12 protein-coding genes are annotated in these 12,518 nt (G+C 69.0%); 8 read left to right on the forward strand and 4 right to left on the reverse strand.

Translation table 11 applies throughout. The features are described from left to right. Positions 1–32 precede the first annotated feature (32 nt). From ACT3TD_RS04395 to ACT3TD_RS04405, 3 genes are read left to right on the forward strand one after another with little or no spacing between them, the layout of a single operon-like run. The gene (locus ACT3TD_RS04395) at positions 33–1,193 is read left to right on the forward strand and encodes an acyltransferase family protein (protein WP_441579213.1); all 1,161 of its coding nucleotides are present in this window, start codon (positions 33–35) and stop codon (positions 1,191–1,193) included. 11 nt (positions 1,194–1,204) lie between these two features. Further along, on the forward strand, positions 1,205–1,702 hold the full coding sequence (locus ACT3TD_RS04400) for a polyadenylate-specific 3'-exoribonuclease AS (protein WP_301442089.1): 498 nt from the start codon (positions 1,205–1,207) through the stop codon (positions 1,700–1,702). 43 nt (positions 1,703–1,745) lie between these two features. After that, positions 1,746–3,134 (forward strand): class II 3-deoxy-7-phosphoheptulonate synthase, encoded by a 1,389-nt coding sequence (locus tag ACT3TD_RS04405; RefSeq protein WP_301442088.1) that lies wholly within the window; start codon positions 1,746–1,748, stop codon positions 3,132–3,134. A 17-nt stretch (positions 3,135–3,151) separates the two neighbouring features. Here ACT3TD_RS04405 and pknB read toward each other — a convergent pair whose 3' ends face one another. After that, complete coding sequence (gene pknB / locus ACT3TD_RS04410; protein WP_301442087.1) at positions 3,152–5,359, reverse strand: Stk1 family PASTA domain-containing Ser/Thr kinase; 2,208 nt, start codon at positions 5,357–5,359, stop codon at positions 3,152–3,154. A gap of 148 nt (positions 5,360–5,507) precedes the next feature. Here pknB and ACT3TD_RS04415 point away from each other — a divergent pair, with 148 nt between their 5' ends. Further along, a complete protein-coding gene (locus tag ACT3TD_RS04415) occupies positions 5,508–5,900 on the forward strand; it encodes an Rv2175c family DNA-binding protein (RefSeq protein WP_441579217.1) in 393 nt (130 codons plus the stop codon). On the opposite strand, the gene ACT3TD_RS04420 is transcribed toward ACT3TD_RS04415, so the two are convergent. Together ACT3TD_RS04420 and ACT3TD_RS04425 are read right to left on the reverse strand one after the other, a co-directional pair. Beyond that, positions 5,814–7,430, reverse strand: a complete 1,617-nt coding sequence (locus ACT3TD_RS04420; protein WP_301442086.1) for an alpha-(1->6)-mannopyranosyltransferase A — start codon at positions 7,428–7,430, stop codon at positions 5,814–5,816. The genes ACT3TD_RS04415 and ACT3TD_RS04420 overlap by 87 nt on opposite strands. Before the next feature lie 2 nt (positions 7,431–7,432). Next, positions 7,433–8,557 carry a polyprenyl synthetase family protein gene (locus ACT3TD_RS04425; RefSeq protein ID WP_301442085.1) on the reverse strand — a complete coding sequence of 375 codons (1,125 nt, stop codon included), beginning with the start codon at positions 8,555–8,557 and terminating at the stop codon, positions 7,433–7,435. 127 nt (positions 8,558–8,684) lie between these two features. Between ACT3TD_RS04425 and ACT3TD_RS04430 the strand changes: the two genes are divergently transcribed. Beyond that, on the forward strand, positions 8,685–9,686 hold the full coding sequence (locus ACT3TD_RS04430) for a methylenetetrahydrofolate reductase (RefSeq protein WP_301442084.1): 1,002 nt from the start codon (positions 8,685–8,687) through the stop codon (positions 9,684–9,686). A 19-nt stretch (positions 9,687–9,705) separates the two neighbouring features. On the opposite strand, the gene ACT3TD_RS04435 is transcribed toward ACT3TD_RS04430, so the two are convergent. Beyond that, the gene (locus ACT3TD_RS04435) at positions 9,706–10,305 is read right to left on the reverse strand and encodes a GNAT family N-acetyltransferase (RefSeq protein ID WP_301442083.1); all 600 of its coding nucleotides are present in this window, start codon (positions 10,303–10,305) and stop codon (positions 9,706–9,708) included. Between the two features lie 156 nt (positions 10,306–10,461). On the opposite strand from ACT3TD_RS04435, the gene ACT3TD_RS04440 reads away from it, so the two are divergent. The 3 genes from ACT3TD_RS04440 (at position 10,462) to mraZ (ending at position 12,369) form a co-directional block, all read left to right on the forward strand. Further along, positions 10,462–10,899, forward strand: coding sequence for an SAV_6107 family HEPN domain-containing protein (locus ACT3TD_RS04440; RefSeq protein ID WP_301442082.1), 438 nt, complete (start codon positions 10,462–10,464; stop codon positions 10,897–10,899). Between the two features lie 130 nt (positions 10,900–11,029). Then, positions 11,030–11,422 (forward strand): DUF3040 domain-containing protein, encoded by a 393-nt coding sequence (locus ACT3TD_RS04445; RefSeq protein ID WP_301442081.1) that lies wholly within the window; start codon positions 11,030–11,032, stop codon positions 11,420–11,422. A 515-nt stretch (positions 11,423–11,937) separates the two neighbouring features. Next, complete coding sequence (mraZ, locus tag ACT3TD_RS04450) at positions 11,938–12,369, forward strand: division/cell wall cluster transcriptional repressor MraZ (protein ID WP_301441989.1); 432 nt, start codon at positions 11,938–11,940, stop codon at positions 12,367–12,369. Positions 12,370–12,518 lie beyond the last annotated feature (149 nt).

Raw genomic sequence — 12,518 nt, forward strand, 5'->3', positions numbered from 1 at the left:
TCTTCCGTCGGCATGGGGCAACGTGGAGTTCTGTGTCTGACCGATCCGGGACCCCTGAAACCACCACCGCAGCCACCGCCGATGCAGCCGCCGCAGCCGACACCGCGCCGCGCCCTGCCGGTGGTCGTCTGTTGTGGGCGGACTGCGCGAAGGGCCTGTCGATCATCGGCGTCTGCTACATGCACGTGGTCACCGGTGTACCCGGTGCGACCGACACGGCGTGGAACTGGTTCAACGGGTTCATGGACCCGATCCGGATGCCGTTGTTCTTCGTCATCTCCGGACTGTTCGCCCACCGCGTGATCGAACGCACCCTCGGCGACCTGTGGTACCGGCGACTGTGGTTCCTGCTCGTGCCCTACCTGGTGTTCACACCCGTGCAGGCGGCGATCCGTCTGGACATGGCCGACGACCTGAGCTGGACCTCGTTGGGCCGGGCGATCCTGCTGGGTGACCCGGGGATCTGGTTCCTCTACGTGTTGATGATCTTCAACATCCTGGCCTGCCTGCTGCGCCACCTGCCGCCGGTCTGGTCGGTGGCGGTGTCCTTCATCCCCGCGCTCGTCGTCGCGGCGGCCGGGTTGTCGTCGATCCCGGAGATCACCCACATCACCCAGTACGCGCCGGCGTTCTTCGTGGGCCTGCACTTCCGCCAGCTGTTCCTGCGGCTCGCCGCGCACGCCGGCAACCTCGCCGTCATCGCCACGGTGTTCGTGGTCTTCCTGGGGTGGGAGTGGATCTTCTCCGCGGTCGCCGACCACGTGCGTCCCGGCGGGTGGAGCACCGGGGAAGCCTCGCTGATGGGGCTGCTCGCCATGGTCCGGATCTTCACGGCCGTACCGGCGGGCATCCTGGTGGCGACGTGGCTCTCACGGACGCCGGTGGTCGCCGGCGTGTTGTCGGCCATCGGACGCAACACCCTGCCGATCTACGTCTCCCACCACGCCGCGCTACACCTGGTGATGGCCGTGGTCGTGCCTTCGCTGCTCGCCAACGACCCGGAGACGTGGGGCTTCCTGGCCGGCACCAACGCGATGGTCTACACCGGTCTGCTCACCTGCGCGGTCGCCGGTTTCGTGTTCTACCTCGTCGGCCGCACCCCGGTGCTCAAGTGGGTGCTGCACCCGCCGGCCCTGCCGCGCAGGACGTCCCGACGTACCCGCGAGGCGGCCCGGGAGAACGTCGCGGTCTAGACTGACTCCCCGTGCGATACTTCTACGACACCGAGTTCATCGAGGACGGCACCACGATCGACCTGGTGTCGATCGGGGTGGTGGCCGAGGACGGCCGGGAGTTCTACGCGATCTCCACCGAGTTCCGCGAGCGTAAGGCCGGTGACTGGGTACGCCGCAACGTCCTGCCGCTGCTGCCGCCGCGCAGCGACCCGGCCTGGATGTCGAGGGCGGAGATCCGTGCCCGGCTGTTCGCCTTCCTGGTCCCGGGGCACCGTGAGGGGGACTGGCTGCCGGCGTCGAAGCGTCCGGAGCTGTGGGCGTGGGTGGGCGCCTACGACCATGTGGCGCTGGCCCAGCTGTGGGGGGACATGACCGCGTTGCCGCAGGAACTGCCCCGGTTCACCCACGAGCTCAAGCAGCTCTGGGAGTCTGCGGGACGTCCCGAGCTGCCCGCCGCTCCCGCCCGCGCGCACGACGCGCTGGAGGACGCCCGCGCCAATGTGGTGAAGTTCCGCCTGTCAAGATAGGGCGGTTCACCATTCGGACAGCGGGTCTCGTATGATGACGCTCATGGGTTGGACAATAGACGCACCTCTCGAAGAGCTTCCTGATCTGCCGCCGCTGCCCGGCGCCCTGGAACGGGTCTTTCAGGACACCATCGCACGCGACGCTAAGCAGCAGCCGTCGTGGGACCAGGGGCACGCCGACCGCGTGCGCAAGATCCTGGAGTCCGTGCCGCCGATCGTGGTGGCACCGGAGATCCGCCGGCTGAAGGCCCAGCTCGCCGACGTGGCACTGGGCAAGGCGTTCCTGCTGCAGGGTGGTGACTGCGCCGAGACCTTCGAGTCCAACACCGAGCCGCACATCCGCGGCAACGTCAAGACGCTGCTGCAGATGGCAGTCGTGCTGACCTACGGCGCGTCCACGCCCGTGGTGAAGATGGCCCGTATCGCCGGGCAGTACTCCAAGCCGCGGTCGGCCGACCGCGACTCCAACGGCCTGCTCAACTACCGCGGCGACCTGGTCAACGGGATCGGTGCCACCGAGGAGGACCGTCGCCACGACCCGTCTCGCATGGTGCGCGCCTACGCCAACTCCGGTGCGGCGATGAACCTCATCCGCGCACTGACCAGCTCGGGAACCGCCGACCTGGCGAAGCTCCACCTGTGGAACCGTGAGTTCGTGGCGAACTCGCGCGCCGGTGCCCGCTACGAGGCCCTGGCCGGCGAGATCGAGCGCGGCCTGGAGTTCATGAGTGCCTGTGGTGTGCAGGACTCCACCCTGCAGACCGCGGACATCTACTGCTCCCACGAGGCCCTCGTGCGCGACTACGAGCGCGCCATGCTGCGCCTGGCCCACGGTGACGACGGGGAGGACGTGCTCTACAACCTCTCCGCCCACCAGATCTGGATCGGTGAGAGGACCCGTGGCCTGGAGGACTTCCACATCGCCTTCGCCGCGATGGTCGGTAACCCGGTCGGCGTGAAGATCGGGCCGACGACCACCCCGGAGGAGGCCGTCGCCTACGTCCACAAGCTCGACCCGAACAACGAGCCGGGCTCGCTGACGCTGATCACCCGCATGGGCTACGACAAGATCCGCGACGCCCTGCCCCCGATCGTGGAGGCCGTGGAGGCCACCGGGCACAAGGTCATCTGGCAGTGCGACCCGATGCACGGCAACACCTACACCTCCTCGAACGGCTACAAGACCCGCGACTTCGACCGCATCATCGACGAGGTCCAGGGCTTCTTCGAGGTGCACCGGGCCGCAGGTTCGCACCCCGGCGGTGTGCACATCGAGTTCACCGGTGAGGACGTCACCGAGGTCGTCGGCGGCGCCCAGGACATCACCGACCTGGATCTGCCGTCGCGCTACTCCACCGTGGTGGACCCCCGCCTGAACACCCAGCAGGCCCTGGAGCTGTCCTTCCTCGTAGCGGAGATGCTGCGTAAGTAGCCGCCCCGCGCGGTGCGCTACAGCGTGCGCACCGTCACCGTGTCGCCGACGGCGGCACGCGAGGTCGGTCCCGGCGACTGGGTGATGACCCGCCCGTCGGACCGTCCGTCGACCTCCATCGAGAGGCCCTCGTCCTCGAGGGCCTCTCGAGCGCTTTCCACGGAACGTCCGATGATGAAGGGGACGCGCACCATCGTCGACTCGTTCAGGGTCACCGTGGTGGACGACGAGGGATCCACCCGGGTGCCCGCGGAGGGCTCCTGGGCGGCGATGTCACCGCGGGAGACCGAGGTGTCGGCCACGCCGTCACCGGTGGTGGGGGACAGTCCCAGGTCGCGCAGCTCGGCGGCGGCCTCCTCGGCGTCCATCCCCTCGAGGTCGGGCACGGTGATCGCGTTGGAGAGCACCAGCGTCACCGAGGAGGCGCCGGGGACCTCGGTTCCGGCGTCGACGTCGGTGCCGATGGCGTCGTCACCGTCGACGTCGGCGTCGAACCGGCGGGTGACCTCGCCGACCTCCAGGCCGGCGGACTCGATGGCTCGGCGGGCCTGGCTCTCGGACATGCCGTTCACGTCAGGCACGGTGACCGGGCGGGGGCCCTTGCTGACCTGCACGGTGACCACCGTGCCGGTGTTGACCTCCTGGCCGGCCTGCGGAGAGACCTCGGCGACCATGCCTTCGGCCACGTCGTCGGAGTACACGGACTCCTCCACGTTCCAGCTCAACGTCCGGTCGGAGAGTTTCGACTGGTAGGCGCTGAGACTGTCGGTCGCCCCGGGTGTGGGGACGGTGGGACGCCCCCGGGAGACGAGCACGGCGACGTCGTCGCCGCGCACGGCGCGTTCCCCCGCGTCGGGGTCGGTTCCGGTGACGGTCTGCTGCGGCTCCTCGTCGGAGTAGACGTCGTTGACCACGGCGGTGAACCCGGCCGCCTCCACGGCCGAACGCGCACCGGTGACGTCCTGCCCCAGGACCTGGGGGATCTCGCCGTAGCGTCCGGACGTCACCCACCAGCCGGCGATGGCCACGGCGACGACCACGACGACGAGCAGGACGCCCCACACCAGGGTGGCGGCCCCGCCGCGGTTGGTCAGCGGTCGCTGGTTGCGCGGCACCGGGGCATTCTGTCCGCCCTCCTGCGGGGCGTGCTCCTCCGGGTGAGCGGCAGGGGGTTCGTCCGGCGGCTCGGGTGCGTAGGGCGCGACGAGGTTTGTCTCGGCGGTGTGGGCGGACGGGAAGTCCTGACGGGTCTCGGTGGTGCCGAAGACGCCGGTGGCCATCGCGTCGTCGTCCCAGCTCAGCCGGTCGGAGACGTGCGAGCCCTCGAGTGCGCGGTGGACGGCGCTGGCGGTCGGTGCGGGGACGAGGAAGTCCGGGAGGTTGAGTTCGCGGCGGGTGGAGCGCACCGCCTCCAGGAACCCGTTGCCGTCGGCGAAGCGGGCGGCGGGTTCGCGCCCGGTGGCGCGCAGCACCAGTTCGTCGAGTTCCGGCGGTACGCCGGCGATGTAGGACGAGGGGGCGGGGACCTCGTTGTCGAGGCGCATCAGCGCGGTCTCCTCCGGGGTCGACCCGCGGAACGGGGTGCGTCCGGTGAGGAGCTCGAACAGCAGGACGCCGGCGGAGTATACGTCGCCCTGCGGGCCCACGTGGCCACCGCGGACCTGCTCCGGGGAGAGGTAGGCGGCGGTGCCGATCACCGGTCCGCCGGTGGAGACGTCGCGGCGCGAGGCGCGCACCAGCCCGAAGTCGGCGAGTTTCACCTGGTGGTCGTCGCGGATGAGCACGTTGTCGGGTTTGACGTCGCGGTGCACCATCCCCTCGTCGTGTGCCAGGGCGAGGGCCTCGAGGACGGGACCCATCACCGCGAGTGCGGCGTGCGGCGGCATGGGGCCGCGCTCGCGCAGCAGTTCACGCAGGGTTCCGCCGCTGATCAGCTCCATGACCAGGAAGACGTGGTCGCCGTCGGGACGTCGGTCCACCCCCTGGTCGAAGACGTTGACCAGACACGGGTGGTTGAGGCGCGCCACGGCGCGGGCCTCGCGTTCGAACCGGGCGCGGAAGGCGGGCTCGCGGGCGTACCCGGGATCCAGCACCTTGGCGGCGAGGTCGCGGTCCAGTCGGGTGTCCACGCAGTGGTAGACCACCGACATTCCTCCGCGGGCGATCGTCTCGCCGATGCGGTACCGGTTGTCCAGCAGGTCACCTGGCTGTAGCTGGGGCTCCATGATGCTCGGCCCGCCTCCTTTCTTCTACGGCTACCGGGGAAGTATACGGGGAGGGCGGGCAAAGCCCGGAAAGTGCGTGGGACGGGATAGGCTGGGGACCGTGAGTGAGAAAAACGACGGCGTCGGTTCCGACGCCACCTCCGAGAACATCCCGTCCGACAACTCCACCGGCCGTCGCCTCGCCGAGGCGGTCTCGGGCCTGCCCGCAGGTACGCAGGTCCTCAACGTGCCCGAGGTCGCCGAGGTGCTCGACGTCCTGGTGACCCGCGTGATGGACGACCTGAACAGTCACCGCCTGGTCGCCGTGCACGTCGACGGCGTGCGCCAGGTCCCGGCCCGCTTCTTCACCGACGGCGGCGAGCTCAACCGCTTCGTCCCGGGGCTCGTCGCCCTGCTGGCCGACGGTGGCTACAGCGACGCGGAGATCCTGGAGTTCCTGTTCACCGAGGACGAGTCACTGCCGGGTCGTCCCGTCGACGCCCTGCACGGGCACCTCGCCCGGGAGGTCATGCGCCGCGCCCAGGCCATGGCCATCGCCTGACGTCTGCGACCTGTCCCCGCTGCTCCGGAGGCAGGAGGTCGTTGCCCACCACATCAGCAGGCCGACGACCACGAGCCACCACAGCGAGTAGAGGCGGTTGTTGCCGCCGCCGTCGAAGGTCATCGACATCACCATCGACAGCCACGCGACCACGATCACCGCGCGACGGTCTCGGACCCAGACGCCGAACAGTGCCAGCGGTGCCATGTAGTACCAGGGCAGGACGACGGCGTTGAGGACGCAGGTGACCGCGTAGGCCGCGGTCGCCCCGACCATGGCGTCCCTGGCGCCACGGCGCCACACGGCCCAGCAGACCACGAGTCCGAGAAGCATGAGGACCATGGTCACCGGACGCAGGACCGCGACGATCTCGTTGAAGTAGATCTCCTCGCTGAACAGGCTCAGCGGACGCACCAGCAACCCTGCCAACAGGGACGCCAGGGACAGCGGGTTGATCACCTTGGTGTTGCCGCTGATCTCGGCGACCCAGCCCCAGGTCTGCCCGCTGGCCCAGGTGATCGCCGCGACGGAGACCAGCATGACCGCCACCGAGCCCAGTCCGCCGAGCAGCATGCAGACCAGACGGGCAGGGGTGATGCGGGGCAGGTCACGGAGTACCTCGCGGAAGCTACGACGGGGACCGTTCGCCCCGGGGGCCTCGCCGGCACGACGTGCAACGAAGACCCACACCAGGAACGGCAGGGCGAACAGGGCGGTGGCCTTCAGCGCCACGCCTGCGCCGACCAGGGCGGAGCCGTAGACCAGCCCACGGACCGGTGCGGCCCTGAATCCCAGGTACAGGCCGGTGCACACCAGGGCCATCATCGTGACCTCGTTGTGCATTCCGCCGATGAAGTGGATGACCGCCAGCGGGTTGGCGACACCGATCCACACGGCGAGTTCCGGGGAGCTGCCGATACTGCGGGCGAGGCCGGCCACCGCCCACACCAGGACGGCGAAGCTGGCCAGCGAGAGGATCTTGTAGGCGATGATCCCGGCGGTGATGTTGTCCCCGGTGATCCGGGTGATCCCGTCGCCGATCCACAGGTGCAGGGGGCCGTAGGGCGTGGTGGTGTTACGCCAGTCGCCGCTGACCTCGAAGAACATGCGTCCGGGGTTGGCGGAGGCGCCCACCTCGTAGGCGTTGAGGCCGTCGCGGGCCAGGGTGCCCTGCATCAGGTAGGAGTAGATGTCGCGGCTCATCAGCGGGCCGGCGAAGAACAGCGGGGCGACCCACGCGACGATGGTGGAGGCGCCGAGCCTCTCGCCGAGCCGGACGATCCGTCCGCCCACGACGATCCACGAGGTGATCATCAGCAGGATCGCCACCCACATGAACACCACCACGATGCCGTAGAGGTGGCCGAACCCCAGGTTGGACCAGCCCAGTTCCTGCAGGAGGCCACCGCGGTTACGGGTGGCGCCCACGGAGTGCGAGCACAGTGCCAGCAGCACCGAGCCGACCACCCCGAGGATGACGGCCGTGCGACGGGGCATGTCCCGTAGCCGGGCCCCGGTCCGTGTCAGCACGTTCAGCTCCTCCGCTCCGTGAGTTGTTCGGCGACACCGACGAGGTCGTCGGTGACGGCGTCGCCGAGCCCGCCGGCGCGCAGCGTGGCCACGGCCCGGTCGGTGAGGGAACGGATCAGCGCGGTCGACTCGGTCGCCGCCCCGGAGTCGACGATGATCCCGCGCAGGACGTCGACCTCGTCCTCCGTGGTCACCGTCCCCATGCCGGCGCGCAGCCGGGCGGCCGCGGACGGGTCCGCGGCGTCGGCGGCGCGCAGAGCGGAGGCCACCAGGTAGGTCCGCTTGCCCGAGCGCAGGTCGTCGCCGGAGGCCTTGCCGGTGACCGAGGGGTCACCGAAGACGCCGAGATGGTCGTCCTCCAACTGGAAGGCGATGCCGATGTCGCGGCCCACCGAGCGCAGCATCCGGACGGTCTCCGCCGGCGCGTCCGCCAGAACGGCGCCGAGGTGCAGGGGACGCTCCACGGTGTAGGCGGCGGTCTTGTAGGTGTTGACCTTCCACGGCGCCTCCGGGTCCTCGGAGCCGCTGGCCTCCACCGAGATGTCGAGCATCTGCCCGGCGATGACCTCGGTGCGCATGGCACGCCACGGTTCACGCGCCCGGCGCAGCGCGGCGGCGGAGACCCCGGAGTCGGCCAGCATGTCGTCGGCCCAGGCGAACGCCAGGTCGCCGACGAGGATCGCCTGGCTGACCCCGTAGGCGCCGGCGTCGCCGAGCCATCCGTCGTGCCGGTGCCGGGCCTCGAAGGAACGGTGCACGGTGGGGCGTCCGCGGCGGGTGTCGGAGCGGTCGATGATGTCGTCGTGCACCAGGGCGCAGGCCTGGATGAACTCCAGGGAGCTGGCCGCGGCGACGAGTGAGGTGGCGTCCGTCCCCTCGTCGAGCGACCCGCCGCCACCCTCCAGGGCACAACGCACCCCGGCCCAGGTGAAGAGGGGACGCAGTCGCTTACCGCCGACGATGAACGCCGAGAGCTCGTTGATGCCCTGCTCGATGACGGGGTCGATGCCGTCGAACTCCGCGTGCCTGGCGGCCAGGAAGTCCGTGAGGGTGGCGTCGACGACCGGCGGGACGTCGGACAGCGGGCTGTCCACGTGCCAGGTCGGCGTCGGGGCGGCGTCGGCCATCGGGGGGTGCCTCCGTAACGTGAAGAAGTAGGGGACGGGGTGATTCATCCCCATAGTAGGGACCGGTGCGCGGAAAGCGGACCTCGACCTGCCCGAGACGCCGGGTGGTCTTCTAGGATGGGGCGCTATGGTCAACGAAATTCACCGCGAAACTCACCGCCCCGCCCCGGCGAGCCTGCAGGTCGCCGTCGCAGACACCCTCAAGTGGGGTACGCCCGGACGTGTGCCCTTCTCGGTGGAGTTCATGCCCCCGCGCAACGACGACGCGGAGCAACGCCTCTGGTCCGCCGCGGAGGCCTTCCACGACCTCGGCGCCAGCTTCGTGTCCGTCACCTACGGTGCCGGCGGTTCGAGCCGGGAACGAACCGAGCGCGTCGCATCCCGCCTGTCGGTCAAGCCGTTGACGACGCTGCTGCACCTCACCCTCGTGGACCACCGTGAGGAGGAGCTCCGCGACATCCTCCGCGAGTTCGCCTCCCTGGGCCTGACGAACCTGCTGGCGTTGCGCGGCGACCCGCCGGGTGACCCCACGGGTGACTGGTCGCCGGTCGACGGTGGGCTGAACTTCGCCCACGAACTGATCGAGCTCGTGCGGTCGATGCCGGAGTGCTCCGACTTCGACATCGGCATCGCGTCCTTCCCGGAGGGGCACTACCGTGCCGGGAGCCTGGAGAACGACACCCGCTACACGCTGCAGAAGCTGCAGGCGGGTGCGAGCTACTCGATCACCCAGATGTTCTTCGACGTCGACCACTACCTGCGTCTGCGGGACCGGCTGGCGGCGGCGGACCCGGTGCACGGGGCCAAGCCGATCATCCCGGGTCTGATGCCGATCACGTCGTTGCGCTCCGTGCGCCGGCAGATGGAGCTGGCGGGGGCGTCGCTGCCGGCCTTGCTGGAGGATGAGCTGACCAGGGCGGCCGCCGGTGACGAGGTGAAGAATGCCGCGGCCATCCGTGAGGCCGGCATCGACGTGACCTCGAGGATGGCGGAGCGGCTCATCGCCGAGGGCGCGCCCGACCTCCACTTCATGACGATGAACAACGTGCGCGCCACCCAGGAGGTGCTGCACAACCTGGGCATGGCACCGGCCTGGGGCCCGGAGCTCGGGCAGGACATGGTCCGCTGACGGGGTGCCGTCGGGGGCGTCAGCGCCTGGGGAGGGTGAGGATGCCGAAGGGGCGGGGGTCTGAGCCGAAACGGAAGTCACGCAGCAGGTCCCCGAAACCTGCCGCCCGGTAGAGCGACCAGGCCGCGTTGGACTCGTCGGGAACCTCCGGGGTGGAGAGCAACGCGACGGGGCTGTGGAGATGGGGGAGCAGGGCGTCCAACATCGCCCGGCCGGTGCCGTGCCCCTGGTAGTCGGGGTGGACGTGGACCTCGGAGATCTCGTCGTAGTCGCTGAGCAGGTCGTCCGCCTCATCGGGCGTGCTGCCGGCAGTCCGTAGCCCACGGTGGACCTCCCGGTACCACCAGCTGTGCAGGTCGCCGGGGAATCCGTACGCCACGCCCACCGCGCGGTGCCGCGAGCTGCCGGGGTCCGGGGTGGAGTGTGCCGGATGGGTCAGCGCGACGACGCAGCGGAACCCGGGTTTCCGGGCGTTGGCGATCCAGAGCTGACGGCGCTGGCTGAAGGTCTCCGGAGGGTAGTCCATGGCCCGCAGGTGGATGTCGACGAGCTGGTCGATCCTCCGCACGTAGTCCTGGGCGGACAGGGGGCACACACTGATACGGAGGTCGTCGTTCACCCCACCATTGTGGCAAACCAGGGGAGGAGGGACGGCGGATTCCCCGAAACTAGAACATCTGTTCGAGTATAGTTCCGGTCGCCAGTTTCGTGTCCGGGGTGCCCCGTAGTTTCAGGTGCATCATCGCAACGTGGAACGGGACGTAAGGAGGCGGTCATGGTTCAGGGAGCAGGCGACAATGTCGCGAGGATGGCGCGGTCGCGCCGGGGTGGGGCGGTCCTGCCCGAGACGTTCGTCATCGAGGCGGAACGTCTGCTGGAGCTCAGCAGGACCGACCTGGTCCGGGAGGAGCGGCTCACGTGGGCCTACCGGGCTGCACTCCGTGCGGCGGGGGCGGTCATCCAGTTCGCCCGGAAGAAGCGCCGCCGGCTGCCCCCGGGCAGTGCCTGGGAGAAGGTCCGTGCCTTGGCGGGTGACGAGGAGATGGAGCGGTGGTGCGACCGTTTCGCCCCGCACGCCCGGCTGGTCGCGCAGGTGGAGATGGGCCTGGTCCCGGACCTCGGGGAGCACACCGTGGCCGAGGTCTACCACGATGCCTGCGAGTTCCTCGACGCCGTCCGGGGCATGGTCGGATACCTCCCCGAGGTAGCGTGACAGGTCTGTGTTCACCCTGGGGTAGGCTGGTGGACATCGAGGCGGAACTTTTCTCACTCCTTGTGCGTTAACACGGTAGAGACAGAACAACCGTCAACATCTACACCCGACACCTCAGGGGAGGACGATCGTGGCACTTTCGGAACAGGAACGGCGCATGCTGCAGGAGATCGAGCAGGCGCTGATTGCCGACGACCCCAACCTCGCCCGGCAGGCAGCCGGGGACACCTCCGTCGGCGGTGGCTTCAATATCGGGATCCGCTCTGTGGGGGTTTTCCTCCTCGGCGTCTGTCTGCTGATCGCCGGTATCGCTCTCTCGCAGAACAGCCTGTGGTTCGTGGGCCTCAGTGTTGTCGGGTTCCTCGTGATGTTCGGCGGCGGGCTGCTGGCCTTCCGCGGGCCGTCCGGGTCGGGTAACGGCAAGGTGAAGGCCAACCCCTCCTCCGGCAAGCAGGGCTCCGGGTCCTCCGGCGGCGGGGTCGCCGACCGTATGGAGGACAGCTTCCGTAAGCGCTTCGAGTAGGCAGCCGCAGTAGGCCGCCGGTCAGGGGAGACCAGCAACCTGCCGCACACACCGCCAGCGGGCGGGTCCGATCATTGATCGGACCCGCCCGCTGTTGTCGTGTGTCACCACGCTTTCCCCACTTTGCTCCACCCGGCCCGGTGGGTGTCGACCCCGATGCGCCTCGGCAGGGCTCTGGCGTGCCTAAAGTCCCTCGTTCTGCCCTGTCTGCGCTCCGGCGACACGGGCCTGCGGGCGCTCCCAGTGAGTTCTACGAAAACTTCCCCCACCTTCCCCCACCATGCACCTGTTCTTATATCTGCAGTTCACGCGCCTGCAGTGTCGAGGCTATCTTCAGGTCTCCGGCATGAGATGCAACTTCTGTGGTCTTGTGTGACTGATGGGCTAGTCAGTGTGGTTGGAAGTGGGGTACTGTGGGGCGCACTGGGGCACAATGGTCCCCGGGACAACTTCACAGAGATCGCATACGGCAACAACATTTCAGATGCCCGGGATGGCCGGGGGAGGGAGCCGACATGTTCTTCGGCACCTTCACCCCGAAGCTTGACGACAAGGGTCGGCTGACCCTTCCCGCCAAGTTTCGTGAGCAGCTGTCGGACGGCCTCGTCGTCGTCAACGGTCAGGATCACAGCCTGGCCGTGCACACGAAGGCGGAGTTTCAGGTGCGCGCGTCGAAAGCCGCCGCAGCCTCCCGGTCGAATCCGCAGGCGAGGGCCTACGTCAGGAACCTGGCGGCCAGCGCCGACGAGCAGGAGCTCGACAAGCAGGGCAGGATCACCCTCTCTGCGGGGCACCGGGACTACGCGGGACTCAACAAGGACTGCGTGGTCATCGGCTCCGTCGACTTCATCGAGATCTGGGATGCCGAAGCGTGGGACGCCTACCTGGCGGAACACGAGTCGGACTTCGCCGACGGTGACGACGACTCCCTCGCCGGGATCATCTGAGCTACCGCCCGCCCTCCGCCGTATGCCCCGCGACGCCGGTGGGACTGTGTGCCGGCCCTCATCTGCGCGGACGACCTTGACTTTGATGTACTTCCCCGACATCAAACCTGGCCCGTGCAGGTGAGGCCCCGTGTACAGTCCCGGCGGCG

The sequence above is a fragment of the Corynebacterium sp. AOP36-E1-14 genome, from assembly GCF_052377495.1.
Taxonomy (GTDB): Bacteria; Actinomycetota; Actinomycetes; order Mycobacteriales; family Mycobacteriaceae; genus Corynebacterium.

Coding starts and splice junctions, on each gene's coding strand:
- ACT3TD_RS04405 (WP_301442088.1), top strand. CDS start 1,746: ATGGGTTGGACAATAGACGCACCTCTCGAAGAGCTTCCTGATCTGCCG.
- ACT3TD_RS04440 (WP_301442082.1), top strand. CDS start 10,462: ATGGTTCAGGGAGCAGGCGACAATGTCGCGAGGATGGCGCGGTCGCGC.
- mraZ (WP_301441989.1), top strand. CDS start 11,938: ATGTTCTTCGGCACCTTCACCCCGAAGCTTGACGACAAGGGTCGGCTG.
- pknB (WP_301442087.1), bottom strand. CDS start 5,359: ATGGAGCCCCAGCTACAGCCAGGTGACCTGCTGGACAACCGGTACCGC.
- ACT3TD_RS04430 (WP_301442084.1), top strand. CDS start 8,685: ATGGTCAACGAAATTCACCGCGAAACTCACCGCCCCGCCCCGGCGAGC.
- ACT3TD_RS04425 (WP_301442085.1), bottom strand. CDS start 8,557: ATGGCCGACGCCGCCCCGACGCCGACCTGGCACGTGGACAGCCCGCTG.